At 49.1% G+C, this 23,127-nt stretch carries 29 protein-coding genes; 16 read left to right on the forward strand and 13 right to left on the reverse strand.

What is annotated here, in order from left to right; translation table 11 throughout:
* The first annotated feature begins 277 nt into the window (after positions 1-277).
* Both SPE70_RS09285 and SPE70_RS09290 read left to right on the forward strand, forming a co-directional pair.
* Positions 278-1,084, forward strand: a complete 807-nt coding sequence (locus SPE70_RS09285; protein WP_008806026.1) for an AraC family transcriptional regulator — start codon at positions 278-280, stop codon at positions 1,082-1,084.
* Between the two features lie 83 nt (positions 1,085-1,167).
* Complete coding sequence (locus SPE70_RS09290) at positions 1,168-1,530, forward strand: cupin domain-containing protein (RefSeq protein ID WP_012542212.1); 363 nt, start codon at positions 1,168-1,170, stop codon at positions 1,528-1,530.
* Between the two features lie 54 nt (positions 1,531-1,584).
* Here the strand turns inward: SPE70_RS09290 and purB are convergent, their stop codons facing one another.
* Genes purB through rluE form a run of 5 tightly spaced genes read right to left on the reverse strand, consistent with a single transcriptional unit; the run spans position 1,585 to position 5,943 of the window.
* Entirely contained in the window at positions 1,585-2,955 is a 1,371-nt protein-coding gene (purB, locus tag SPE70_RS09295) for an adenylosuccinate lyase (RefSeq protein ID WP_004176557.1), read from the reverse strand.
* Between the two features lie 3 nt (positions 2,956-2,958).
* Entirely contained in the window at positions 2,959-3,600 is a 642-nt protein-coding gene (gene hflD / locus SPE70_RS09300) for a high frequency lysogenization protein HflD (protein WP_004140557.1), read from the reverse strand.
* Positions 3,601-3,654: 54 nt separating this feature from the next.
* A complete protein-coding gene (gene mnmA, locus SPE70_RS09305) occupies positions 3,655-4,761 on the reverse strand; it encodes a tRNA 2-thiouridine(34) synthase MnmA (protein ID WP_136047436.1) in 1,107 nt (368 codons plus the stop codon).
* Positions 4,762-4,817: 56 nt separating this feature from the next.
* Positions 4,818-5,276 (reverse strand): NUDIX hydrolase, encoded by a 459-nt coding sequence (locus tag SPE70_RS09310; RefSeq protein WP_008806030.1) that lies wholly within the window; start codon positions 5,274-5,276, stop codon positions 4,818-4,820.
* A 16-nt stretch (positions 5,277-5,292) separates the two neighbouring features.
* The gene (rluE, locus tag SPE70_RS09315) at positions 5,293-5,943 is read right to left on the reverse strand and encodes a 23S rRNA pseudouridine(2457) synthase RluE (protein WP_136047435.1); all 651 of its coding nucleotides are present in this window, start codon (positions 5,941-5,943) and stop codon (positions 5,293-5,295) included.
* 240 nt (positions 5,944-6,183) lie between these two features.
* Between rluE and icd the strand changes: the two genes are divergently transcribed.
* Positions 6,184-7,434, forward strand: coding sequence for an NADP-dependent isocitrate dehydrogenase (gene icd, locus SPE70_RS09320; RefSeq protein WP_008806032.1), 1,251 nt, complete (start codon positions 6,184-6,186; stop codon positions 7,432-7,434).
* Positions 7,435-7,551: 117 nt separating this feature from the next.
* Here the strand turns inward: icd and SPE70_RS09325 are convergent, their stop codons facing one another.
* The 7 genes from SPE70_RS09325 to SPE70_RS09355 all read right to left on the reverse strand — a co-directional run bounded on the left by SPE70_RS09325 (position 7,552) and on the right by SPE70_RS09355 (position 13,027).
* On the reverse strand, positions 7,552-8,679 hold the full coding sequence (locus tag SPE70_RS09325; RefSeq protein WP_225371442.1) for a site-specific integrase: 1,128 nt from the start codon (positions 8,677-8,679) through the stop codon (positions 7,552-7,554).
* Positions 8,660-8,905, reverse strand: coding sequence for an excisionase (locus SPE70_RS09330; protein ID WP_012542206.1), 246 nt, complete (start codon positions 8,903-8,905; stop codon positions 8,660-8,662). Before SPE70_RS09330 ends, SPE70_RS09325 begins: the two co-directional genes overlap by 20 nt.
* Before the next feature lie 52 nt (positions 8,906-8,957).
* Positions 8,958-11,096 (reverse strand): 3'-5' exonuclease, encoded by a 2,139-nt coding sequence (locus tag SPE70_RS09335; protein ID WP_264972276.1) that lies wholly within the window; start codon positions 11,094-11,096, stop codon positions 8,958-8,960.
* A 141-nt stretch (positions 11,097-11,237) separates the two neighbouring features.
* Positions 11,238-11,582, reverse strand: coding sequence for an Rrf2 family transcriptional regulator (locus tag SPE70_RS09340; protein ID WP_014228879.1), 345 nt, complete (start codon positions 11,580-11,582; stop codon positions 11,238-11,240).
* A gap of 42 nt (positions 11,583-11,624) precedes the next feature.
* A complete protein-coding gene (locus tag SPE70_RS09345) occupies positions 11,625-11,819 on the reverse strand; it encodes a DUF1482 family protein (protein WP_016160636.1) in 195 nt (64 codons plus the stop codon).
* Between the two features lie 420 nt (positions 11,820-12,239).
* Positions 12,240-12,362, reverse strand: coding sequence for a hypothetical protein (locus SPE70_RS09350; RefSeq protein ID WP_264972277.1), 123 nt, complete (start codon positions 12,360-12,362; stop codon positions 12,240-12,242).
* 281 nt (positions 12,363-12,643) lie between these two features.
* Positions 12,644-13,027 carry a helix-turn-helix domain-containing protein gene (locus SPE70_RS09355; protein WP_110212765.1) on the reverse strand — a complete coding sequence of 128 codons (384 nt, stop codon included), beginning with the start codon at positions 13,025-13,027 and terminating at the stop codon, positions 12,644-12,646.
* Positions 13,028-13,128: 101 nt separating this feature from the next.
* On the opposite strand from SPE70_RS09355, the gene SPE70_RS09360 reads away from it, so the two are divergent.
* The 9 genes from SPE70_RS09360 to SPE70_RS09400 all read left to right on the forward strand — a co-directional run bounded on the left by SPE70_RS09360 (position 13,129) and on the right by SPE70_RS09400 (position 19,449).
* Positions 13,129-13,353, forward strand: a complete 225-nt coding sequence (locus tag SPE70_RS09360) for a helix-turn-helix transcriptional regulator (RefSeq protein ID WP_023328112.1) — start codon at positions 13,129-13,131, stop codon at positions 13,351-13,353.
* 2 nt (positions 13,354-13,355) lie between these two features.
* Complete coding sequence (locus SPE70_RS09365) at positions 13,356-13,910, forward strand: toxin YdaT family protein (protein WP_110212766.1); 555 nt, start codon at positions 13,356-13,358, stop codon at positions 13,908-13,910.
* Between the two features lie 44 nt (positions 13,911-13,954).
* Positions 13,955-14,941 carry a DnaT-like ssDNA-binding domain-containing protein gene (locus SPE70_RS09370; RefSeq protein WP_181402745.1) on the forward strand — a complete coding sequence of 329 codons (987 nt, stop codon included), beginning with the start codon at positions 13,955-13,957 and terminating at the stop codon, positions 14,939-14,941.
* A complete protein-coding gene (locus SPE70_RS09375) occupies positions 14,853-15,398 on the forward strand; it encodes a replication protein P (RefSeq protein WP_225371444.1) in 546 nt (181 codons plus the stop codon). Before SPE70_RS09370 ends, SPE70_RS09375 begins: the two co-directional genes overlap by 89 nt.
* A 13-nt stretch (positions 15,399-15,411) precedes the next feature.
* Entirely contained in the window at positions 15,412-15,852 is a 441-nt protein-coding gene (locus tag SPE70_RS09380) for a hypothetical protein (RefSeq protein ID WP_110212767.1), read from the forward strand.
* A gap of 363 nt (positions 15,853-16,215) precedes the next feature.
* Positions 16,216-16,668, forward strand: coding sequence for a DUF4760 domain-containing protein (locus tag SPE70_RS09385; RefSeq protein ID WP_110212768.1), 453 nt, complete (start codon positions 16,216-16,218; stop codon positions 16,666-16,668).
* A gap of 1 nt (position 16,669) precedes the next feature.
* Positions 16,670-17,071, forward strand: coding sequence for a BRcat domain-containing protein (locus tag SPE70_RS09390; RefSeq protein ID WP_130946905.1), 402 nt, complete (start codon positions 16,670-16,672; stop codon positions 17,069-17,071).
* 653 nt (positions 17,072-17,724) lie between these two features.
* Positions 17,725-18,654: a hypothetical protein gene (locus tag SPE70_RS09395; RefSeq protein ID WP_110212769.1), complete on the forward strand. Its 930-nt coding sequence runs from the start codon at positions 17,725-17,727 to the stop codon at positions 18,652-18,654.
* A 192-nt stretch (positions 18,655-18,846) separates the two neighbouring features.
* A complete protein-coding gene (locus tag SPE70_RS09400; RefSeq protein ID WP_023320086.1) occupies positions 18,847-19,449 on the forward strand; it encodes a site-specific integrase in 603 nt (200 codons plus the stop codon).
* Positions 19,450-19,539: 90 nt separating this feature from the next.
* Here the strand turns inward: SPE70_RS09400 and SPE70_RS09405 are convergent, their stop codons facing one another.
* Positions 19,540-20,442, reverse strand: a complete 903-nt coding sequence (locus SPE70_RS09405; protein WP_110212770.1) for a DUF4238 domain-containing protein — start codon at positions 20,440-20,442, stop codon at positions 19,540-19,542.
* Between the two features lie 480 nt (positions 20,443-20,922).
* Between SPE70_RS09405 and SPE70_RS09410 the strand changes: the two genes are divergently transcribed.
* The 4 genes from SPE70_RS09410 (at position 20,923) to SPE70_RS09430 (ending at position 23,122) form a co-directional block, all read left to right on the forward strand.
* Positions 20,923-21,156 carry a DinI family protein gene (locus SPE70_RS09410; protein WP_012542186.1) on the forward strand — a complete coding sequence of 78 codons (234 nt, stop codon included), beginning with the start codon at positions 20,923-20,925 and terminating at the stop codon, positions 21,154-21,156.
* Between the two features lie 62 nt (positions 21,157-21,218).
* Entirely contained in the window at positions 21,219-21,458 is a 240-nt protein-coding gene (locus tag SPE70_RS09415) for a hypothetical protein (protein ID WP_071599446.1), read from the forward strand.
* Between the two features lie 40 nt (positions 21,459-21,498).
* Complete coding sequence (locus SPE70_RS09420; protein WP_110212771.1) at positions 21,499-21,891, forward strand: LexA family protein; 393 nt, start codon at positions 21,499-21,501, stop codon at positions 21,889-21,891.
* Between the two features lie 199 nt (positions 21,892-22,090).
* Positions 22,091-23,122 carry a DUF968 domain-containing protein gene (locus SPE70_RS09430; RefSeq protein ID WP_110212772.1) on the forward strand — a complete coding sequence of 344 codons (1,032 nt, stop codon included), beginning with the start codon at positions 22,091-22,093 and terminating at the stop codon, positions 23,120-23,122.
* The last annotated feature ends 5 nt before the right edge of the window (positions 23,123-23,127 follow it).

The following is a 23,127-nucleotide window of genomic DNA, read 5'->3' on the forward strand; positions in this document are numbered from 1 at the left end:
TCTCCCTTCCTGTGTTGATAGTAATCTGACGCTCATTATATACGCAAAATATAAACAGCTGTTAAATAAAGCTTTTTATACCAACGGCGCATAACACCGCCAGGCAGGCCAGCCTTCGGCGATGCCCTTTGCGCATAATGCATGGAACACCTTCATTCTATGCGTAATTTCAGCAAACGCCCAGCGGCAGAGCGCGGGCAGTGCGCGGGTTGGTGATGTTAATTTTTTGTGTAATAGTGCTGGGATCACCCCTCAATGACGCCGCAGGTTATCCATTATGTCTCAGCAGAAAAGTGCGGACTGGGTCAGGCTGGCGCAGTCGCCCAGTCAGACGGAACGCATCGAAGCCTTCTTCGGCGGCCACGGCTATGAGCCCCACCGGCATGATACCTATGCTATCGGCCAGACGATCGCCGGCGTGCAGAGCTTTCACTATCGCGGCGGACTCCAGCACAGCCTGCCCGGCGGGACGATGGTGCTTCACCCGGACGAAATACACGACGGCGAGGCGGGGACCGAGGCGGGGTTTCACTACCGCATGGTCTATATCGAACCGGCGCTGATCCAGAAGATACTCGGCGGCAGGCCATTGCCGTTTATCCCCGGCGGCCTGTCGGCGGATCCGCGCCTGCGTTGCGCCGCACAGCCGTTGTTAAAAGCGGTCACGGACACCTTCGAGCCGCTGGAGGAAGAGGATGCTCTGTACGACCTGGCGCAGACCCTGGCTGTGGTCGGCGGGCAGCGTTCCCGTCGCCAGGCATTTGACTATCAGGCGGCGGAGAGGGCCCGGGAGTATATCCATGCCTGTTTTATGCAGGATATGACCCTCGACACCTTATCGCAGGTCAGCGGCCGGGACCGCTGGAGCCTGAGCCGGGATTTCAGAACGCTGTACGGCACCAGCCCGTGGCGTTACGTCATGATGCGCCGGCTTGATTTTTGCCGCCAGCGGATGCGCGCCGGGGAACGTCTGGTGGATATTGCCGCCGACGCGGGGTTTGCCGATCAGAGCCACATGACGCGCCAGTTTATCAGCCGCTTTGGTCTCTCTCCGGGCCGCTGGCTGCGGGCGATCCGCGGCTAGCGCGGTGCAGGTTGCACAATCGTTCAAGCGTGACCGCGGCGAGGCGAACTATGCTGACTGCCTTTATCACAAGGAGACAGCCCATGTATCAACTCGTTAATCTTGCTCAGAAATTTTCCCTGTTCAGCGAACAATGGCAGCCCAAAGTGGTGGCTGAGATGAACGACTATCAGTTCAAGATCGTGCGCATCGCCGGCGATTTTATCTGGCACAGCCACCCGGAAACCGATGAGACACTGATGGTGGTGGAGGGGGTATTACGCGTGGACTTCCGCGACGGACATGTGCTGGTGAAGGCCGGGGAGATGATCGTCGTGCCGCGCGGGGTGGAACATAAGACCTCGGCGGAGACGGAAGCGAAGCTCATGCTGATTGAGCCGCGTGGCGTGCTGAATACCGGCCATGAGGGCGGCGAGCGGACGGCGGTGAACGACGTCTGGATCTGATGGCTTTCCGACGACAAAACGCCCCTCTTTCCGCCGGAAAGAGGGGCAGGGCGATTACTTCAGCTCGTCAACCATGGTGGTTGCCCGACCAATATAGTTGGCCGGGGTCATCGCTTTGAGGCGCACTTTTTCCTCTTCCGGCAGGGCGAGGCTGTCAATAAACTGCTTCATCCCTTCCGCGTCAACGCGTTTGCCGCGGGTCAGCTCTTTCAGCTTCTCGTACGGTTTTTCGATACCGTAACGGCGCATCACGGTCTGGATCGGCTCAGCCAGTACTTCCCAGTTGTGATCCAGTTCGTCCAGCAGGCGATCCTGGTTCAGCTCCAGCTTGCTGATCCCTTTGAGGGTGGACTGATAGGCGATCAGCGCATAACCGATGCCCACGCCGAGGTTACGCAGGACGGTGGAGTCGGTCAGGTCGCGCTGCCAGCGGGAAACCGGCAGTTTGCTGGCCAGGTGCTGCATGACCGCATTGGCCAGGCCGAGGTTGCCTTCGGAGTTTTCGAAGTCAATCGGGTTCACCTTGTGCGGCATGGTGGAGGAGCCGATTTCCCCGGCGATGGTCTTCTGTTTGAAGTGGTTGAGCGCGATGTAGCCCCACACATCGCGATCGAAATCGATCAGAATGGTGTTGAAGCGCGCGATGCAGTCAAACAGCTCAGCGATGTAGTCATGCGGCTCGATCTGGGTGGTGTACGGGTTCCACTGAATGCCCAGCGAGGTGACGAACTCTTCGCTGAACTGATGCCAGTCGACTTCCGGGTAGGCCGCGATGTGGGCGTTGTAGTTACCCACCGCGCCGTTGATTTTACCGAGAATTTCCACCTGGTTCAGCTGACGGTACTGGCGCTCCATACGGTAGGCGACGTTCGCCATCTCTTTACCCATGGTGGACGGCGTTGCCGGCTGACCGTGGGTACGGGAGAGCAGCGGCACATCGCGGTACTGGGTTGCCAGATCTTTTACCGCGTCAATCAGCTTGCGCCAGTAAGGCAGAACCACTTCGTCGCGGGCGGTTTTCAGCATCAGCGCGTGGGAGAGGTTATTGATGTCTTCAGACGTACAGGCGAAGTGAATAAACTCTGATACCGCGTGCAGCTCGGCGACGTCAGCGACTTTCTCTTTCAGAAAATACTCTACCGCTTTCACGTCGTGGTTAGTGGTGCGCTCGATGGTTTTGATGCGCTCCGCGTCTTCGACGCTGAAATCGGCGACGATTTTGTCAAGGAAACCGTTTGCGTCGGCAGCAAAAGCAGGAACTTCCTTGATCGCTGCGTGGGCGGCCAGTTTTTGCAGCCAACGTACTTCCACCTGAACGCGGAATTTCAGCAAACCGAATTCGCTGAAGATACCGCGCAGCGCGCTGACTTTATCGCCGTAGCGGCCGTCTACAGGGGAAACGGCGGTCAGTGAGGATAATTCCATAGATCACAACTCCGGGGTTAAATGAGCAAGAATTTGCTTTGCCTGGTTAACCAGACGATTACGGGAAAACATAAGCTGCAGACGTCCGCCGCCCACCTGATGCCAGAGCACCGCGGCGCGAATACCCGCCAGCAGCGCTGAACGAACTTTCGCCTGCACCTGCGGGCTTTGCAGCACGGCAGGCGAACCGGTCACCTGAATACGCGGCCCCAGCGGGCTTATCACGTCAACATAGATGCCTGCCATGGCGCTGAGCAGCGTTTCGGACTGCAGGTCAAAGTGTTCCAGTTGACGGTGCAGGCCGGCGATGCGGTTGCCGAGCGTATCCATCGCCCCTTTACTGGCAGCGAGCTTGCGCTCCAGCACCATCAGGCTCAGGGTATAGCGCGTCAGTTCAGCATTGAGGCCCTGACGGCTGCTGGTATTGAGCACCCCGAGCAGCGTTTCAAGGCCGAGGCGAAGATTGGCTTCACTGCCACCGAACACCGCCAGCGTCGACTCGGGATCGAGGTCGATGATGCTGTTCAGCGACACATGCAGGGCATCGCTGTCGCAATGTCCCTGATGCGCCAGTTGCTGAACCAGTCGTGCCGCCTGGCAAACGCCAGCCAGCGCCAGCGTGATGTCATAGTAATTCTTCGCCACACATACTCCTTGTCAGCCGTCGGGGCGGTTCGTCCCGACGGAAATAACGCGCGTTCAGGACTGCAGAGGCAGTCGTTGTTCAATAATTCCGCCGCCGAGGCACACTTCACCCAAATAGAACACTGCGGACTGGCCCGGGGTGACTGCCGCGACCGGCTCATCAAAGCGAACTTCGATACGGTCTTCATCCAGCGCGGTGACGGTGCAGGGGATATCGGTCTGGCGATAGCGGGTTTTCGCCGTGCAGCGCAGGGTGCCCTGCAGCGGTTCACGGTCAACCCAGTGCAGCTGTTGGGCAATCAGGCCGACGGACATCAGGCGCGGGTGGTCATGGCCCTGGGCGACGATAAGAATATTATTCTCAACGTCTTTATCGACCACGTACCACGGATCTTCGCTACCCTCTTTGGTGCCGCCGATGCCCAGCCCTTTACGCTGGCCCAGCGTATGGTACATCAGCCCCTGATGGGTACCGATCTCCTCGCCGTCGACGGTGAGAATTTTGCCCGGCTGCGCCGGCAGATAGCGGCCAAGGAAATCGCGGAATTTACGTTCGCCGATAAAGCAGATGCCGGTGGAATCTTTTTTCTTCGCGGTGATCAGATCCAGCTCTTCGGCGATCTTACGCACCTGCGGTTTTTCCAGCTCACCCACCGGGAACAGGCTCTGGGCAATCTGCTCGTGGCTAAGGGTATAGAGGAAGTAGCTCTGATCTTTGTTACCGTCGAGGCCGCGCAGCAGCTGGCTTTTGCCGTCGACATCGGCGCGGCGCACATAGTGCCCGGTGGCGATGTAGTCGGCGCCGAGGTCTTCGGCGGCAAACTCGAGGAAGGCTTTAAACTTGATCTCTTTATTGCACAGAATATCCGGGTTCGGCGTGCGGCCGGCTTTGTACTCTTCCAGGAAGAGCTCAAAGACGTTGTCCCAATATTCGGCGGCAAAGTTAACGGTGTGCAGTTCAATGCCCAGCTTATCGCAGACCGCTTGCGCATCGGCAAGGTCGGCGGCGGCGGTGCAGTATTCCTCGCCGTCGTCTTCCTCCCAGTTCTTCATGAACAGGCCTTCCACCTTATACCCTTGCTGCAGCAGCAGGTACGCGGAGACCGAGGAGTCGACGCCGCCGGACATGCCGACGATCACTTTTTTCTGGCTTTCTGACATGGAAATACTCGCTACATTGAACTTCGAGGCGGCGTATTCTAGCACGCGCTCACCGTTCATTCACCCCCTGTGAACGGCCAGTTAAATGCGCCAATCAGCGACAGCGGCTGGCGCGGGTCCTGCAGGTAGCAGCGAATGCTTTCGGCAACCAGCGGCGAGCGCAGGTTCGGCGCGTTAAGAATTTCCTCAGCACTGAGCCACAGGCAGCGATCGATATCGCTGTCATGCGGTTCGGTGGCGCACAGATCGCTAAGTTCGATGGCGAACAGGAAGCGCAGAAACGGCGTGTTATCGGGAGCGACCCACTGGTGCATGCGGATGAAGTGCTGCGGCGTGGCGCGAATGCCGGTCTCTTCCCACAGTTCGCGTTCGGCGGCCTGCAGCAGCGTTTCGTTGGCCTCCAGGTGGCCCGCCGGCTGGTTCCACAGCGCTTTGCCGTTAATGGTCTCTTCGACGATGAGGAATTTATCCTCGGCGTGAACCACACAGGCAACGGTGACATGAGGTTTAAACATCGCTTTTCCTTTTTAGTTATTCGGCTTTACGCCATTCGCCGTTGGCCAGCCCGTCAAGCGTATAGCCGCCCATGGCGTAGCGGATCAGACGCAGGGTGGGGAAGCCGACGTGGGCGGTCATCCGGCGCACCTGGCGGTTACGTCCCTCGTAGAGGGTGATTTTCAGCCAGCAGGTGGGGATCGATTTGCGCTCGCGAATAGGCGGGTTGCGCGGCCACAGCCACGCGGGCTCCTCCACCACTTCCACGCCAGCAGGCAGGGTGGGGCCATCGTTGAGCGTGACGCCGTTGCGTAGCGCGGCCAGCGCCTCGGCGGTGGGTTCGCCTTCCACCTGGACGTAGTAAATCTTGCCGGTGCGTTTACCCGGCTGGGTTAGCTTCGCCTGCAGCGCGCCATCGTTGGTCAGCACCAGCAGGCCTTCGCTGTCGCGGTCAAGACGACCGGCGGCGTAGACGCCCGCCACGGGGATAAAATCTTTCAGCGTGCTGCGCCCGGCTTCGTCGGTAAATTGCGGCAACACATCATAGGGTTTATTGAACAAGATCACAGTTTTTGGCTGGTGTTCTTTACGTTGTCTGGTGACTTGTTGTGTGCTGAATCGCTCAACGCGATGTTTTCTAAATGAAGTTTTCTGCATGGTATTTTCAGGCTCTATCAATTGCCGCATTATAGCCTAATTACGAATGCCTTTCATGGACGCAAACATTCAGGTAGTATTGACATGCTCATTACAAATTATTAACAAAAAATTGCTCAAACCGATTCGCACTACAGGCAGGAAGGCGACACGGACGCGATAGCTCCGCTTAGCGGGAAAACCCGGTACGCTGGAGCTGGCCGACTCAGCCAACACCAGGCTCGCGTGAAGAGGGAAGAGCAGAACCAGAAGCGCTCGAAGGAGAGGTTAATGGAAAGCAAAGTAGTAGTTCCGGCGGAAGGTCAAAAAATCACCCTGCAAAACGGCAAACTGAACGTCCCTCACAATCCGATTATCCCGTTCATTGAAGGCGACGGTATCGGCGTTGACGTTACCCCAGCGATGCTGAAAGTGGTTGATGCCGCCGTTGAGAAAGCCTATAAGGGCGAGCGTAAAATTTCCTGGATGGAAGTTTACACCGGTGAAAAATCGACCCAAGTCTATGGCCAGGATGTCTGGCTGCCAGCTGAAACCCTCGATCTGATTCGTGACTACCGCGTTGCTATCAAAGGTCCTCTGACCACCCCAGTCGGCGGCGGCATCCGTTCTCTGAACGTGGCGCTGCGCCAGGAGCTGGACCTCTACGTCTGCCTGCGTCCGGTACGTTACTACCAGGGCACCCCGAGCCCGGTTAAGCACCCTGAACTGACCGATATGGTTATCTTCCGTGAAAACTCAGAAGATATCTATGCCGGTATCGAGTGGAAAGCCGACTCTGCTGAAGCAGACAAAGTCATCAAATTCCTGCGCGATGAGATGGGCGTGAAGAAAATTCGCTTCCCGGAACATTGCGGCATCGGCATCAAGCCGTGCTCTGAAGAAGGCACCAAACGCCTGGTTCGCGCCGCGATTGAATACGCGATCACTAACGATCGTGATTCCCTCACCCTGGTGCACAAAGGCAACATCATGAAGTTCACCGAAGGCGCGTTCAAAGACTGGGGCTACCAGCTGGCTCGCGAAGAGTTCGGCGGCGAGCTGATCGACGGCGGCCCGTGGGTGAAAATCAAGAACCCGAACACCGGCAAAGAGATCGTGGTGAAAGACGTGATCGCCGATGCGTTCCTGCAGCAGATCCTGCTGCGTCCGGCGGAATACGACGTTATCGCCTGTATGAACCTGAACGGCGACTACATCTCTGACGCGCTGGCGGCACAGGTTGGTGGTATCGGTATCGCCCCGGGCGCCAACATCGGTGACGAGTGCGCGCTGTTCGAAGCGACTCACGGTACTGCGCCGAAGTATGCTGGCCAGGACAAAGTGAACCCGGGCTCCATCATCCTGTCCGCAGAAATGATGCTGCGCCACATGCAGTGGTTCGAAGCCGCAGACCTGATCGTCAAAGGCATGGAAGGCGCTATCGCCGCCAAGACCGTGACCTATGACTTTGAACGTCTGATGGAAGGCGCTAAACTGCTGAAATGTTCAGAGTTTGGCGACGCGATTATCGCGAACATGTAATCTGGCCCCCAGATTATGTCAGAACGGGAACCTGGTGGTTCCCGTTTTTATTATTAGTTTTCGAACGGTTATCAAAATTTTATCAAAACAAGTTATCAAAACCCCTCCCGAAAAACCTCATAAGGCCACCGTTGTCCACCCCTTCCCACGATCATCATGGTACCTATCCGTTTGTTGTTGAGTTTTATGTCCAAGTAAATCTTTCGTGTTTATACCTTGGGCTTTATATAACCGCTCGGAAAGCGATCTTTGTTCATGGAAAGTTGCCGGTGTACCTTGTCCCCAGTCAATATCTGCACTGTCTCTTGCCTTGCTGAAATTCATGGTCAGTGTTCTGGGTTTCACCTGTGCTCCTCGCTCAGCCTGTGAGGTGGTTCTAAAGAAATGAACCAAATAAGGGCTTACTGCATAATCCCGGCAACGACTGATTACATCTCGGAGGCTCCAGTTGATTGCGTTGCAACGCAGAGCTAATGGTATAGCGATTTTGCTTCCGGTTTTCTCTTGCTCAACGTGTAGATGATCGTCCCAGATGTCCGAGAATTTCATACGGGATATATCACCTAGTCGCTGTCCTGTTACTATGGCTAAAAGCATGGCGTTCCCCATGTATTTGTGATTTTCATCGGCTATATCAAAAATCTTTTGCCATTCCTCAAGAGTGAGGCGCTGGCGAGTGATCTTTCTACGAGGTTGTTTAGTTGCTAGTGCAGGGTTATAACCAGGAGGTGCTTCTCCCGCATGCTGAGCTTCTTTAAAAACATCTATTAGGACAGAGCGAATGACCTGAGCCATTCTGGGTTGTCCCTCCGCTAAATATTCATCAAGAATTTGCGCAACATCTCGAACATTGACAGCGGATATTAATTTCATTCCTACCCGTTCCTTAAGCAGAGATACTGGTTTTGCTTTTTGTTTGAAAGTGTTTTCTTTAATATCTCCGGACTTCAATCTTTCCTGCTGAATCTTCCAGTAACGTTCAAGCCAGGTGTTAGTTGATATTGATTTTCCTGAGCTGGTGGAAATTCTGTCAGTGATTGCCATTATCTGGCGGGTTTGTTGTTCCGCCAGTCTTTTATTTGCTTCAATAGCTATTGCCGTGGCCTCTGCTTCGTCTGTTCCTAGACTATGAAACTTACCAGTTATCGGGTGCTTATAACGCCAGTATACTTTATTAACCTTTCTGCTGAAGAGCGGGTATAAATTTGGAATAGATATATTATTTTTACGTGGTCTGGCAGCCATCGTTCAAAATCCTCTGCAAAAGAACAGGGTCGCTTTTCTTTACTACAGGAGTGGTCAATGTACCGACCAACTCAGCATCCTCCCTGACGCGCCAGAATCGACCTTCTTTTTTGGCTGGGGGAGAAAACATATTCTGTTTAGCATAATTCCTGAGAGTGGAAACACTTGGAGGATTGCTTCTGTATTTCTCGTTTGCCCACTCTTCAAGGGTTAACATCTGGAGCATATGTTTTACCTCATCATGGCCCATTGCTGGGCCAGTATCTGAAAATACAAAATCAGTTTTGCATCAATTTTTGCAGCACCTGATTGCCGGCAATTATTCGCTGCCAGATCGCTGATACATAGCGGGCCTGATGAATAGCATCAGCGAGGGCATTGTGACGAGACCCTTCAAACGGGATCGTTGTTTTGGGGTCGAAGCTAATGGCTTGGCCGAGCTCTACCATTGTTCGTACGTCCCGATCGTTCCAGTATTCCCACGGATAATCTTCAGCAATGCAATCGTAAGAAGAACGCAGAATAGAGTTGTCGAATGACGCACCGTTACCCCATACCTGCGCCTTTTTGCTCCCGCCAGCGACATTATCAGAAACAAATTCTCTGAACTGGAGTAATGCATCCTGCAACGGGATAGCATCATCATTTACGATCGCAGAGCGTGCTTCGGAGGACTGCTTAAGCCACCAGATAACAGTAGATGGATCGATTACGGCGCCCCAGTTCACGGAGGATTCAAGGCATACGACTTTATAGAAACTTTCTCCAATAGAGCCGGTTGCCGGGTCAAAAACAACCGCACCAATAGCGACGATAGGGGCGTTATGTTTTTTACCCATGGTTTCCAGATCAACCATAACGTGAACATAATCAATTGGCTGATCTTCCTCCTTATTATGATGACCGGATTCAATATCTACAGAATCCGTTTGATGAACAACTTCATCTGTTTTTTCTTTTTGGTTAACCTTGCCCGTAACGCCAACAAGACCTTCAATGGAAAATACTCCGTCCCCAATTTTTGAAACTTCAGGCTGCCTGGTCTTGGTAAGGTCTTCGGTTACCCACTTCGGATCCGTAGGGTCGCTAACCCCTTCAACATATTCGCCGCGCTCGGCGGCCAGAACCTGATTAGCGTCCGGACGTTGCTTTTGAGCATCTTTTACCAGTTCGGCACCAACTGCTTTAATGTCGGAGGAGAGTGTTTCCTGTTTTGCGCTGCTATCCTCTCCGGCGATTACTTGGTTTGTTGCATCCAGAGTGACTGCAGCAGATGGAATATGTCCCGCCTTGGTAAGCATCTCAGCGCTCGGGGTATCATGCTTATGTTCAGTCAGATTCGCGTTGATGTAGCCACGCAACCGATCTGGAAAAGGAGTTATTCCACTGGATGCTTCCCTGATCAGTGCAAAAATCGCTGCACGGGAATAATCAAGGATGCCTGGTGTGCTCCGTAATGCTGCAGACCATTCTTTAAATGGACTTTCTTTCTTCTGTACTATTTCCTTCGCGCGGCGGTGGACTGATGCCGGAAAATTATAGATGTCAAAATCCATAGGCATCGTTGCAAGAGCGATCTCTATATCCAGAGTATCCAGCGAATGCTGATAATCCGGATTGCGGTCAGTTTTGTTACCGCCGCCAGCATTGGCGCCGGCATCGGTTTTGTTTATTGAGGTGATATAGTTTCCAGCAGCCCATTCCTTTGTAAGGATCCCGCGGTCAATGTGCGACGTTTCAAGCCACAATTTGGCGAACTGAATTTGCTTGCCGAGCTCATGGCGTTTCCCCACAGGAAATACGCTCTTAAATGCACTGGTAAATTTCCACAGGCCAGGCATATCATATTTTTTAAGCTCCGGAATATTTTCTGCCGTCAGCAGTAGATTCTGCACACCGTGATTATCCGTATCCATTTCCATCGCTGAAAGGCGGTTACGATGAGGAATGCTAATGTGATACACGTGACGCTCGTCGGCCATATACTGGGCAAGCAGCTGCGTGCGGAATGACATTTCCGCCAGGTTGAAGAGTGCTTCTTCATTGTTCGAATAGTCCTCTTCATCGCTATTTGCAGGAGAGATATCGTTTTCTGGTTTACTGGAGGGCTGTGGTTCAGCAGCCGCTGGCGCAACGATTTTTTGCCATGTCAGCCCGTCTTCACCACCAAGCTCGTAGCGATCGCACCAGGTGTCATCCAGTACACCTTCTTCCGGTAAGTCATCAACGATGAGCCAGTTGGTGCGGATCGGCAGCTGATGGCTGGCGCCGCGGCCAACGTTAATTTCAGCGTCTTCCAGGATGTCCAGGATTTTGCGCTCGGCGCGAGAATCGGATTTAGCAGAGAACCAGCAGAAGAGACTTTTCTCTTCGTTTGCTTTTGCCTTCGCTTTAATGAGATACGGGTAGTTGTTCATTGCGTTTGGGCTCCTTTGGATTGTAAGATACCCGGCAGCTGATGGCAGCCGCCCTGGTGGTGGTCATTGGTCAAAACTCGATTCCGGAAAGCTTTGGTCGGCTGACCGGGTACTTAACCCGCCTTGCGCGGGTTTTGTGCTTTATGGGGCTGGCGAATCGCCCCGCAGCAGCTGTGATACGCGAACGTCGTCAAGCGCTCGCAGGATAGGCTCAAAAGTTTTATGGGCTGGCAGTTTAGATACCGCAGTGATCACTTCTGTAACGGTGATGTCATCGCCGCGGGGGCTATAACCACCACCTGGGCCACGCTGTGAAATTACCAGGTTACCCGCCCGCAGCTTTTTGAAGATCTGCTCAAGGTATGAAGTAGACAGCTTTGACTCTTTACTGATGGCCGTCAGTGAAACGGGCGAGCCGTCATAGAGCTTATTCAAAGTGGCGGCGGCCTGGACAGATGCCAGAACGCGTTTCATTCCAAATTCCATAATCACTTCTCCGGCCGTAACGGCCATTGGTCAAAACTCGATTCAAAAACTCACTGCAGGCTGTTGGTCGTCAGCCATGTTTTGTGCATTTCGGTAGGGGAGGCACTGGCCCTGTACTTTTTGTTCATCGGCGTTGCTGTTGCAACTGGCCTCTGATGGATAAACACCGATCAGAACATCAGAGCATTCACCAGTGAGAGCACAAACGCTGATGACAAGGGCAAACAGCGTATTCATGCCTCAGCCTCAGGGTTTCCTTTCTGCGCCAGCAAGTAACACAGCTGGCGTAGTCTCACCTCGAACCAGTTCAGGCGGGTCGCCTGGTTCCCGGTAGGTACTCGGGCAAAATCCTTCATAGTTATCTCCAGTTAACTCAGTATTAGGATGTGGTTTTGCAATGCGGCGCCGGGTGCCTCCCGGTGACGGCAGCCAGTTAACAACTACCGCCGACAACTTTTTCCCCACAATGTGTGAATAACCGCCATGTTTACTTTTTTAACTGTGTCGCGTGCGCATAGCCGCATTCACCGCATTGCAAACCCTGATTTTTTATTTTCACTACTTCAACGCGCTTCGTCGGTGGTGTCGTGACGCTGATCTTCACGATTGAGCTTTTTCACCCTGCAATTCACCACCACGAAGCGCGCAGGATTTCCATTACATTTCAGAAGAGGCGCAGTTTGCTGGCTTACCTGAAAGCGCCGCGGTAAACTCGCTGAAACTCAGCGCCTCCTCACCTTCAGAGAGGCTTTCAAAATAGTCTTCATATGCTTTACCCATACTCATTTCCTTCCCTTAAGGCCGGGCAGCCGAACGTTGAACCTGCTGCGATTGATATTGCTGTCATCTCATCCGGTGTTTCGTATGCCGCCGGCAGCTACTTCGTGGGCTTCCTGCCTCGATGACCCATACTGCTTTGTGTGTTGTGAAGTTTCACATGTCGTGAAATTGTTGTCAATACAAAGTGTGAAATCAAAATTACTCGTTTTGTGTAATTTATTGGTGAGGGTACAAAAAAACCGGCTCAAGGCCGGTTATGCAATGCTTATTTTTTGATGGAGTTAGGTGGGGTTGTATCTTCCGCGTAGGTATTTTTCTACATACTCATCAATTTCTTTAAGTCTAAGCTCAAAGGTATTAATCATGCGTTCCTGTTCAGCTTCAGGCAATTGATTGAATAGGGAAAGAACCCTTTTTTGTTTGTCTGTTAACCAGTTCGATGGATCACTTTGTTCGCCAAATAAAATCATAACGGGCGTGGTGCCTAATGCTTTCGCTAAGGACAATGCATCATCTACACCAACATTTCGAGTGCCATATTCATAATTGGCGACACGCGACGCCCCAGACCAGCCACATAATTTCGCAAGCTGCCCTTGGCTCATTCCTTTCTCAGTTCTTAGCGCCTTGATGCGCTCACCGATTTCTTCAGCAAGTGTCTTCATACCCTCACTTTATCACGAAGAGTGAATATTGGTGATTCACGTTTTGTATTGACAGTAATTTCACGTTATGTGAACATTGTTTTACACAACAGGAGAACTGTATGAACTACATTTCGCATCTACGGAAAAAAGCCAACATTTCGCAGCAAGCCTTGGCTAAGGCGGCTGGTTGGAACCAACCTCGGTTAGCCAACTATGAAAAATCCTTACGCGTTCCAAGCCTGGCTGATTCTCGCCATATCGTGGCCGCACTTAATACGTTAGGGGTTAGTTGTTCGCTTGATGATGTATTCCCTCCAGAACCCTCAAATCCTAGGGAGAAATAAAAATGCAAACCATCTCTTTTGAAAATTATACCCAAGACATGGCGGTGCAACTGAAAACCAAAAATCACTATTCGCTGACGCGCCGAGATCGCCAGAAGTGTAGGGCTATTTTTGCCGCTGTTCAGGAATGGGAATCTTCATTACCTGGTCGCGCGCAGGAGCACGTCGCGCAGCTGGTGGCCGAACAGTGGGAGAAGCAAAATGGTCGCGGCATCAGCGTTAATAAACAAAATCTGTACCGCTACCTGAAAAACGAATCTGGATCAGAGAAGTACACCAGTTACGTCATGCAGCTTTCAGGAGCGATCGCTGATGCGATGCCTATTGAGATTGCGCGCAAACACAAATTGAAACGTGGATTGACTGAAAGCGAGCTGGTGGCTCATGCAATCAAAGAGTGTAGCGAAGCGCACCAGGCAAAATTGCTTGGCGCTCCGTTACAAAAGTTAGAGCGTGAAATTCGGGAGGCAGCAATTGCACTTTTTAACATGCTTCCTGCAGATGCGGCGGGACCACTACTGGCGAGCATAAGCGCCGTAGCGCCACAGTTTTTTTAATCGAGTTTTGACAATGAGTACCGTACAGAAAATAGGGGGGCTTCATGAGCATTGATGCAATGCGATGGGCCAAAAAAGTCAAGACAGGGAAGTCCTCTGCAAAAGCTGTTCTGACCTGGATGGCCGACATGTGCGGAGCTGATCTCTGTGCTTTTCCATCCATTCCTGCGTTGGCTGAAGCAACTGAGCTGGATAAGAAAACGGTCCAGTCGAGCCTGCAGTATCTGGTTTCGATCGGGCTTATTGAAGATACAGGTGAACGGCGTGGAAAGACTAAACAAATCCCGGTTTACAGGCTTCTTGGTGTGGAAGAAAGCGTTGCCGAAATTGAACACACCCAAAAAAGGGAACATTACCAAAAACGGGATCGTTTAAACACACCCGAAAACGGGACTGTTCCCTGTACACAAAAAAACCAAACGATCCCGTTTTTTCCGTCAAACGATCCCAAAAACGGGATCCGGAATCTACCAGAGGAACCAAAAGATATAACCCCCACACATAGGGTCCTGGTCGAACCAGTTGTGCCTGACTATCCGAATCAACCGGGAATAGTTCCTGGTGAAACACAAGCATTCGGAAAATTTGCGATGTATTTCGGATGGAAACCTTCCGAGGATTTTCCCCGACTGGCAACGATTTGGGGAATGCCATTAAGACCGGGGATAAATCTTGCGGCCGAGTTGAGCAGTTTCATCGCGTACTGGCAGGCTGAAGGCAGGGCGTTTCACCAGGTCCAGTGGGAGCAAAAACTAGCAAGACATCTTAACCGTGCGGAAGTCCGCCAGAAAAAACCAGTGAATGGGGGTAACGATCATGTGGGAGTACGAGCAGAGCCAGCAGCATCCAGAGCTGTTCAACAGATTCGAGCCGCCCGAGAGCAACGGTTGCGAGTTGCAGGAACAGACGGCCGTAGAAACGGCGTGGCGCCTATGGGAAGTGATGGGAGAAATCTTTTCGAACCGATGGATCCTGAAGAACGGAGAGGAACCATCAGAACTCTGGATCGCTCAGATTGGGTCGATGAGTGAAGCCCAGATTACGCTGGTTTGCCGGCAGTGCATGGAGCGTTGCGCCGCAGGCAGCACATGGCCGCCGGATCTTGCTGAGTTCGTTGCGCTGGTGTCAGCCAGCGGTGCTAATCCATTCAATCTGACATCCGATGCAGTGATGGCGGAGTACAAACGTTGGAGAAACGAGTCTTACCGATATTCGGGAAGCGACAAATACCCATGGAAACAGGATGTTCTGTATCACATTTGCATTGAGATGCGCAGAACCGGAGTTGAGAGGAATCTGACGGAGGGAGAGCTGAAAAAACTGGCAGAAAATTTACTCACGAAATGGACCAAACACCTGACTAACGGGTTTTCGATTCCCCCGATTCGTCGGCAGTTGGCAGCACCGAGGCATCCAGCAGGGCCGACGCCAGCGCAGGTTCTGATGGAAGAGTATAAACGCCGCAAGGCGGCAGGTTTAACCAAGTAAGCGAGTTTTGACCATGACCAAACAATCAAAAACCAAAGTAACCAAAGCACAGATGGTGCTTGCCATCGTTAGCCGGACGCCAGAATGCGTCCTACAGGATGTCTGCGAAGCGCTGGACTTGCAAGCCAGTACAGCAGGTAACACGCTGCGGCAGCTACATGCCGCGGGAAAACTCCAGCGTACTCATAACGGTTGCCAGTATGTCTATCGAGTGGTTGCAGGCGTTGAGGTTCCCGATGTTGCCCTGCCGCAGGCTGCAACACAATTATCTGAAGAAGATGTGAAAAAAGTCCAGGACGCACTGTCCCTGGCGAAGACGCTGGAAGACAGAAAGCTGTGGCGCCGGGCTGCGACTGTTTACACATCGACGCTTGGGATGGCTACAACAGCAAACGAACTCTGGTTGCTTGCTAAAATGCGTAACCGCTGCCTGCGCAATGCGGCGAGGTGCTGATTATACCTTAAATAGAATCAACAGCAGCTGGTACGGGATGTCAAAGCTAAGTTTAATTATTCCGGGGTGAGGCAAAGCTGAGATGTCCGCTGAGTGCCAGAAGCGGACGTTACTAGTACATGGCAGTTTCGATTATTGCGACTCGGGCAGTGACTTTATAACGTTGAATAGCTGGAAAACAAATCATGAGCAAAATGGAATGCCTAACATATTGTTTTATAACAAATAAAATGACAAATCAAGCCATGCAGCAAAGACAAAAATGCATAGAACTCAACGATATTTATAGACACGATATGCGAAAATCAGGATCATAAGCATGAAGTGTACTGCTCATAATTAATTTAGCTTAAGGAGAAGGAATTGATTTTCGAAATTCTAAATACATCGTTTCAGTTGATATTAATTTACACTGTAATAATTTCAGCGATGGCATATGTCAAAAATTTGAAAGATAAGAAAAAACTACTCACTCTATCCTATATAAAAAGATGGAATGATCGGGCTTTCGACACTCACAATAAAACTGACAACATTGCTTCCTTCACACAGGACTCATATAGAGATCATCAATCCAAATTGGAACTAACGGTACATCTTAACCTAAGTTTTTTTGAAGAGTTGGCCTTAGCTATTTTTAATTCACAAGCAGACGAAAAACTTGCAAAAGATTTCTTTTATTACAACTTAATGTCGACTTACAGATTTGCAGAAAAAGAAATGCAAAATGAGCGACTCATTTTTAGCAACAGTCTTTATAGAAATGCGGAGCGTTTGTACGGGCGTTGGTTAAAAGATCAAGAAAAAGGGAAGTAATATGACGTTACCTATGCTTCCACACCAAATCCCAGATGGACCGATAGATGTTACTGAACGTGTTATCAAACAGATGGAGTGCCCTAATCCCAATTGCAATTCAAAATTAGATGTTACAAACGTCAACGTAGGTACAAAAATCCAATGTAAAGATTGTAGCAATGTCACATGGCTTCCAGATTATAAAAAACAGAAATGGTGGCAAAAACCAGCTTCCTTTATTGCTGGGATTCTTTTGAGTTATGTGATAGGCGTTGGATCATCTATAACAGCATCGTGGCTTCCAGGAAATAAAACCCCAACAGATGCACCTACTACTACTGGAGATAATAAAAATATACCCGTCACTCAGCATCCTATTTTAACTGAAAAAAATGAAAAATTGTCACACCCTAAATTTTAAACTTTGCTTAAAACAGCAAGGTATAAGAGAATGATTGAAAGGTATGGTTTTAAAAAGAAAATAGTAACGTAACCATGACAAAAATAAAATTCTTACTTTGTCTTTTGTATTAATAATGCTGCTGCACACTGATTGGGTACAGATAGCTAGCCTAAATGTGAAGGGTATGGAAGACGTGATGATTACGATAATCATAACTTATGAATCCGAACGTCTTATAGTACCGGTTGCGGTCGACTGGAGTGGATTTTGGGGTAGAAATGTAGCCAATTGAAGATCTTTTCTGCTGATTTTTGTTGAGATAACCTTTTTCAGCAAAAATGCCATTCACTTTACACGTCATTTATCGATTAAGTGAAGTTTGCCGGTATTAAAGTGCTCGTAATAGAAACTCGCAAGGTCCGCCCTTCGCTCACAGCGGACCTTCAGCTCAGCTACTTAGTCCGCTTAGTGCCAGAAGCAGACGTTGACAGCAACTCATAATGCTAATTTTCAGGGAGTGGATCGTCATGTACTGAATTGTGTCTAAGTTACAGATGATACTGGCTGTAAAAGCAGGAGAGGAATTATTTACTCTATTGTGATAAGAGCGATTTTATATTAATATCTTACATACAAATAGATGGCAGAATAAACATTCAATAAGGTTCCATATGTCTGAAATAACTTCAGCTCCTGCTGTTATGGCGGCACTAGTATCTGCATTAGTTACGGTTTTATTATTTTTTATAAAAGGTGTATGCACACCTTTATGGAATAAATATTTCCTTGTTTACAAAATCAAAGTTGAACATAGCTACGAACAAAAGAAGAAAATCAAAGAGGCGATATCAAAATATAAAATGCCTTTACTCGATTCAGCTGAGTCATTGAATCATAGGTTATGGAATTTTTCAGAAAATTGCACTAAAGGATGGCATAATTTTAAAAATAATGAATCAGTTGGTGATAAATATTATCTACAAACTTTTTGTTATCGATTTTTAGCATTTTATGCCTGGTGTATAAAGTTCGAAAGAGAGTTGATATATTTAGATGTAACCCTTTCAGAAAAGAACGATCTTTATTTTGTAAAGTATATTAAAACCATGCAAAATATATTTTGCGATGCTTCGATGTTGAGTGGGACTGGTTATGATAATGAGCATGCTGTAGACCATTTTTTCAAGGATGACCTTATTAGTATTGTTGAAAAAATGATTACACCTACAGGAGTTATTACTTATTCAGAATTCAAATCTAAATCAGAGTCTGAATTAGACTATACACAGGTTTGCAAGTACATATCCACCATAATGAGTGACAAATCTTGCAATAAATGGCATTTAATTAACTGTTTCCATTTTATCCTGATGGCCTTTTTGTCAAAGTATGGATATGACTATCAAAGAACTGGGTTGTTTAAATTATATAAGCTGCGCTGCTCAGAACCTCAAAATAAGCTGATAAATAATTTTGAAATGTTAGTATTCAATGCAAAATTAAATAAATGCAAAGAAATAAAGAAAGCAATAGCCATTCTCGAATGCAAATCTAAAATTGCCAATCTCTGTAATTTCCTGAAATTAATAAAAGAGAATTAGCTTGTGATGCATCAAACTAGTTGTTCTGTACGATAGAAAATGAGAGAACCCAAGTCCGCATTGTGAATAGTGTTTGAGCTGAGAATATCGCTAAGATCCTGAAAATTTTTTGGAGAAGCAGATTTTAATGTCTGCTTCTCGTTCATAAGGGACAACCATACTAAAATCTCCCACATTGCAGGAGATTTTAGTATGAACACGTCACCGTGGAATAAAGACCGTATCATAGGCCAAAAAAGACCACTTCAGATATCTCATATCTGGGGGATCCGAATCCGGCTTGAACTGGAAGGTAAAACGCGTGATTTAGCTCTGTTCAATATGGCCTTAGACAGTAAGCTACGAGGCTGCGATCTGGTGAACCTCAAAGTATCTGATGTTGCATATGGTAGCTCGGTTTCAAGTAGAGCAACGGTGCTGCAACAGAAAACCGGTAGCCCTGTGCAATTTGAGATAACCAAAGGGACAAGAGAAGCTGTTGCTGCATTGATAAAGCTTGGCAATTTGCACAGTAAAGACTTCTTGTTTCGGTCTCGGATCGGAACTAACCGGCACATATCAACCCGACAATACAGCCGAATTTTTCATGGGTGGGTAGAAAAGCTTGGTCTCGAAGCTTCGCTTTACAGCACACATTCCATGAGAAGAACAAAACCTTACCTGATATACAAGAAAACCAAGAATCTCCGGGTGATCCAACTTCTGTTGGGCCATAAGAAACTGGAAAGCACAGTCCGTTATCTGGGCATCGAAGTCGATGATGCGTTAGAGATCTCTGAATCGATTGAAGTCTAAGGTTGTCAGGGCTGCAACAGCAGCCCTGTGCCAGGAACTGCCATTGCCGACTAGTTGTACTTTATGCAGCTTACGAAACCCTTTCTTTCACTAACTTGAATGATTTTGCGCCTTGATTTTTTCAAGCAACTTTAATATTGGGTTGTCATAAGGGTAATATTCTTTTCTTATATTATCTTTAAAGTGCTCAGATAATATTGGCTTATCCTCCCTATAAAATATTTCATTTTTTGAATATATCTGAACGGTGTCATTACAGATTGTCACTTCTTCCTCATTTACTGCTACTGATATTAATGAATCATCTTTTTTTCTTTCTTTTGCATCAATAATGACACATATATGAGGTGTAAGTGGACATACTATTGTTGGTGCTCTACTAGGTAGAGTAACTGTTGGAATGTCATGATAAAATCCATCACCAAAGATAAACTCTTTCTCTTTACTTAGAAGAAGATAAATTGATGCTTCGTTTTTTATATGGTTTGTAATATTTTTAAGAGCATCTCTCATATTGATAGCGATCAATCTATCCTTCTCTAGCGCCCGTATTTCCCCCCTAAGTTTTTCAGCAATGGCTATACACCCATCCCTATACATTGGGCTTCTTACTGCCAGGGAAACAATTATTTCTATGAGTAATTCATGTTCTTCTGACGAACAGATATTAGATTTGGTAGAGCTTTCACTCTCACATTGAAAGTGCTTAATTCGAATTTCTGATAATAACTTTATTATTGCGTTTGAATTACTGTCTGCTTTATCAAAAAAACATTCGAAATTTTGATCAAAACTCGACCTTTTTTCTGGATTATCGCTGAATTTAATTATATGACCATTTTTTATTACAGCTAAGGATTTTGGTTTTACTTCGGTACTTTCTCCCTTTGCATTCACTCTGTTAATGAAGCCTCTTGAGTTTCCCCAATATTTAGAAATTGTTTGTGGCCACCAATGGTGCCTTTCAGTTTTAAGGCTTTTTTCATGTTTCATTATTACCCCATTTTCTATTTAAAACAAATGGCTTACTCGGGGATTCTAAATGCTAACGACAAACATAACAAAGAAATTAGTGTGATGAAGATCACTGAGCAACTTCATTATTTATATCTATAACTATTCTCTCTGCCCCAAGCTGAATTGTTCGAGGGATTACCTTACCCAGCACTCACTCTGGTGACAATCTTTTCTCTATCGTCCGCAGATCGCTCAAAGCGGACCTGACAACAAGCTGGTCGGTCCGCTCCGTGCCAAGAGCGGAATCTGGAGCGCCAGAGGTAGCAACGTTTGTTATTAACGGTGTTGATCACCACAAAAATGACTGTATCCCTGTAATAGCGGATTTCGTCCTTAGTGGAGAAAAGATCAATCTAAACATGAGCATGGGTTAGCGAAAAGTGGCATTAAACGCTTGAACATTTCATCTAACAAGTATACTGTTTATTTATACAGTACTTGCGTGAGGAGCTAGTTATGAAAGTGGAAATCACAATTGATCGCCAAAAAAAATTGCCGGATGGCGCTGTGCCTGCTCTGGAGAAGGAGCTACTGCGGCGATTGGATCAAAACTTTAATAACTGCAGTCTTGTGATTCGTCGGGCCAGCTCTGATGGGTTGACCGTGCTTGGTGGAATGGACGGAGATAAAAAACGTGTAGAGGAAATCCTGCAGGACACCTGGGAAAGCGCTGATGACTGGTTCTGTTAAGTTGAGGTCCAGTGGCTTGCCTGGTTTATTTTGAGGATTTTGCTGTGAGTAAAAAACAAGAAATGCCGAACACCGGCTATGCAATTATCAGATGCGATGATGGGGTGATCGTTGCTCGTCTGACATCCTTTCCTGTGTGTGAGCGCGCTCTGATGTACCGGCGCGGCGACACTGTTTCGTTTATGCCTTTGCAGCCGGATGAGATCGTGGGGACTCTCTCTCTCTTTTCACAGATGATTGAAAAGGCTAGGTCTGGAGTTGGTTATCAGGTTCCCCCTGGTTCTGTTACAATCCCGTCATAGGCCTGAACAACCTATACCTGCTGCGTCGCGGAGAGAAACCATGACGCAAACCCCCGAAGTATCAAAATCCCATCAGACTGGTGCTACTTCATCGAGCGCCGGTTTGCTTTCGTCTTCAAAACTAACTTTTCGACAGCAGGAAGTTTTCGATCTGCTGGTGGCCTACATCAATCAGCATGGCTACCCACCTACGCTATCTGAGCTGGCCGATATGCTCGGCGTTAGCTCGTCTAATGCTGTCCTGTTGCATCTGCGTGCGTTAGAGAGAAAAAATTTTATAAAACTCTCTCGCCGTGTCTCCAGAGGAATTTCCATCGTCGGGCGAAAGGAGCCTGTGCTCGCCGTGCAGCTGCTGCAGGAAATGATCGCTGAAGAACCCGGCGCGCGTGAAAGAGCGATTGAGTTTTTGCGACTGTTCGGTGATCAGCCATGAAGAAAAGTTGGTTTTTACACGAGCAACTTTCAGAGGCTGAGGCTACAGAACTGGTGGAGCGATACCGTAAAAATAACTGTGTGGTTGAGAAGAGCTTATCCAGAGACTTTGCATCGTGGGAGATCCGCGTGCTGTTGCCGGAATCGAAGAAGCCGCCACGGATTGACAGGACCTACATACAGAAGATGTGGAGGGACTGATGCGAGCTTTGCTTAACGTGGATATTGCACGCCATCTTGGAATTGTTCTGCTTAAGCCGGGTAGTGAATTAATGCCGTTATTCGGTGCCGGCCGGGTTCTTGTGGAAATACCGCCGGCGAGCATGAAAAAGATACCCAGTGGACGTCTTCCTGACGCGCGGCAGCCGTTGCGGGATGATATGGGGCTCAGACCTTTTTTCATGAAGAAGGCAGTTATCACTGCGGCTGGTGGGGTTAGTGCCCTCGAGTCATGGTTGCGCCGGCAGGTTAAAAACTGTCAGTGGACACATTCCGATTACCATCACCATGAGCTCGTCCCGTTTCGCCATTCGACGGGTGTAATAATCGCATGCTGGCACTGTGATAATGAGCTGAAAAACCAAACGGAACAAACCCTCGATCAACTGGTAGGTGTTAATAACGCTGACTGGGTAATCGACACTGCCCGCATCGCGCTTGGTCTGGACGCTCAGCGCTCATTGTCACTGGCGGAGCTATGCTGGTGGGCGGTAGGCGCCGGGATTGGCGATGAAATTACAGAAGAAATGGCGCGCCGATCCCTGCGTATTAAAGACGATGGAATTAAATCGGTTTACAGGGAGAGTGAGATTGTTCAGTCGGTACCGGCCACCAGCATTCTTTCTCCCCGTCTCGAAAAAGCAATCAGGCCAACGGCAATAACAACGCCGGGCAAACCTCTGGTACCTGTGAACGTCGATCCTGTTGCACCGGCGACACTATTCGCCAGACCTAAGCGGATTCGATGGTTATCAGCTGACTTTATCTCATGGGTTAAAAAACAGCCGTGTATGTGCTGTGGACAGCCTGCAGATGATGCACATCATCTTATTGGTTGGGGGCAGGGCGGCGTAGGCACCAAAGCCCACGATATTTTTACGATCCCATTATGCCGCAAGCACCACCGCGCTTTGCACCATGACCCTGTCGCTTTTGAGAGCGAATACGGCACCCAGCCGGTATTGATTATTAAATTGCTGGATCGGGCTTACTCGCTCGGCGTTCTATCCTGAGGAGT

It is taken from the genome of Klebsiella sp. ZJOU C1 (genome assembly GCF_035620215.1).
GTDB classification, from domain to species: domain Bacteria; phylum Pseudomonadota; class Gammaproteobacteria; order Enterobacterales; family Enterobacteriaceae; genus Klebsiella; species Klebsiella variicola.

Coding starts and splice junctions, on each gene's coding strand:
- SPE70_RS09345 (WP_016160636.1), bottom strand. CDS start 11,819: ATGAATACGCTGTTTGCCCTTGTCATCAGCGTTTGTGCTCTCACTGGT.
- SPE70_RS09370 (WP_181402745.1), top strand. CDS start 13,955: ATGAGCATTGATGCAATGCGATGGGCCAAAAAAGTCAAGACAGGGAAG.
- SPE70_RS09410 (WP_012542186.1), top strand. CDS start 20,923: ATGAAAGTGGAAATCACAATTGATCGCCAAAAAAAATTGCCGGATGGC.
- SPE70_RS09420 (WP_110212771.1), top strand. CDS start 21,499: ATGACGCAAACCCCCGAAGTATCAAAATCCCATCAGACTGGTGCTACT.
- mnmA (WP_136047436.1), bottom strand. CDS start 4,761: ATGTCAGAAAGCCAGAAAAAAGTGATCGTCGGCATGTCCGGCGGCGTC.
- icd (WP_008806032.1), top strand. CDS start 6,184: ATGGAAAGCAAAGTAGTAGTTCCGGCGGAAGGTCAAAAAATCACCCTG.
- SPE70_RS09380 (WP_110212767.1), top strand. CDS start 15,412: ATGACCAAACAATCAAAAACCAAAGTAACCAAAGCACAGATGGTGCTT.
- SPE70_RS09375 (WP_225371444.1), top strand. CDS start 14,853: ATGGGAGAAATCTTTTCGAACCGATGGATCCTGAAGAACGGAGAGGAA.
- SPE70_RS09325 (WP_225371442.1), bottom strand. CDS start 8,679: ATGGCTGCCAGACCACGTAAAAATAATATATCTATTCCAAATTTATAC.
- SPE70_RS09430 (WP_110212772.1), top strand. CDS start 22,091: ATGCGAGCTTTGCTTAACGTGGATATTGCACGCCATCTTGGAATTGTT.
- SPE70_RS09405 (WP_110212770.1), bottom strand. CDS start 20,442: ATGAAACATGAAAAAAGCCTTAAAACTGAAAGGCACCATTGGTGGCCA.
- SPE70_RS09415 (WP_071599446.1), top strand. CDS start 21,219: ATGCCGAACACCGGCTATGCAATTATCAGATGCGATGATGGGGTGATC.
- SPE70_RS09340 (WP_014228879.1), bottom strand. CDS start 11,582: ATGGAATTTGGAATGAAACGCGTTCTGGCATCTGTCCAGGCCGCCGCC.
- SPE70_RS09310 (WP_008806030.1), bottom strand. CDS start 5,276: ATGTTTAAACCTCATGTCACCGTTGCCTGTGTGGTTCACGCCGAGGAT.
- SPE70_RS09330 (WP_012542206.1), bottom strand. CDS start 8,905: ATGCTCCAGATGTTAACCCTTGAAGAGTGGGCAAACGAGAAATACAGA.
- SPE70_RS09350 (WP_264972277.1), bottom strand. CDS start 12,362: ATGGGTAAAGCATATGAAGACTATTTTGAAAGCCTCTCTGAAGGTGAG.
- rluE (WP_136047435.1), bottom strand. CDS start 5,943: ATGCGGCAATTGATAGAGCCTGAAAATACCATGCAGAAAACTTCATTT.
- SPE70_RS09360 (WP_023328112.1), top strand. CDS start 13,129: ATGAACTACATTTCGCATCTACGGAAAAAAGCCAACATTTCGCAGCAA.
- SPE70_RS09395 (WP_110212769.1), top strand. CDS start 17,725: ATGTCTGAAATAACTTCAGCTCCTGCTGTTATGGCGGCACTAGTATCT.
- SPE70_RS09290 (WP_012542212.1), top strand. CDS start 1,168: ATGTATCAACTCGTTAATCTTGCTCAGAAATTTTCCCTGTTCAGCGAA.
- SPE70_RS09335 (WP_264972276.1), bottom strand. CDS start 11,096: ATGAACAACTACCCGTATCTCATTAAAGCGAAGGCAAAAGCAAACGAA.
- SPE70_RS09365 (WP_110212766.1), top strand. CDS start 13,356: ATGCAAACCATCTCTTTTGAAAATTATACCCAAGACATGGCGGTGCAA.
- SPE70_RS09285 (WP_008806026.1), top strand. CDS start 278: ATGTCTCAGCAGAAAAGTGCGGACTGGGTCAGGCTGGCGCAGTCGCCC.
- purB (WP_004176557.1), bottom strand. CDS start 2,955: ATGGAATTATCCTCACTGACCGCCGTTTCCCCTGTAGACGGCCGCTAC.
- SPE70_RS09400 (WP_023320086.1), top strand. CDS start 18,847: ATGAACACGTCACCGTGGAATAAAGACCGTATCATAGGCCAAAAAAGA.
- SPE70_RS09355 (WP_110212765.1), bottom strand. CDS start 13,027: ATGAAGACACTTGCTGAAGAAATCGGTGAGCGCATCAAGGCGCTAAGA.
- SPE70_RS09390 (WP_130946905.1), top strand. CDS start 16,670: ATGACGTTACCTATGCTTCCACACCAAATCCCAGATGGACCGATAGAT.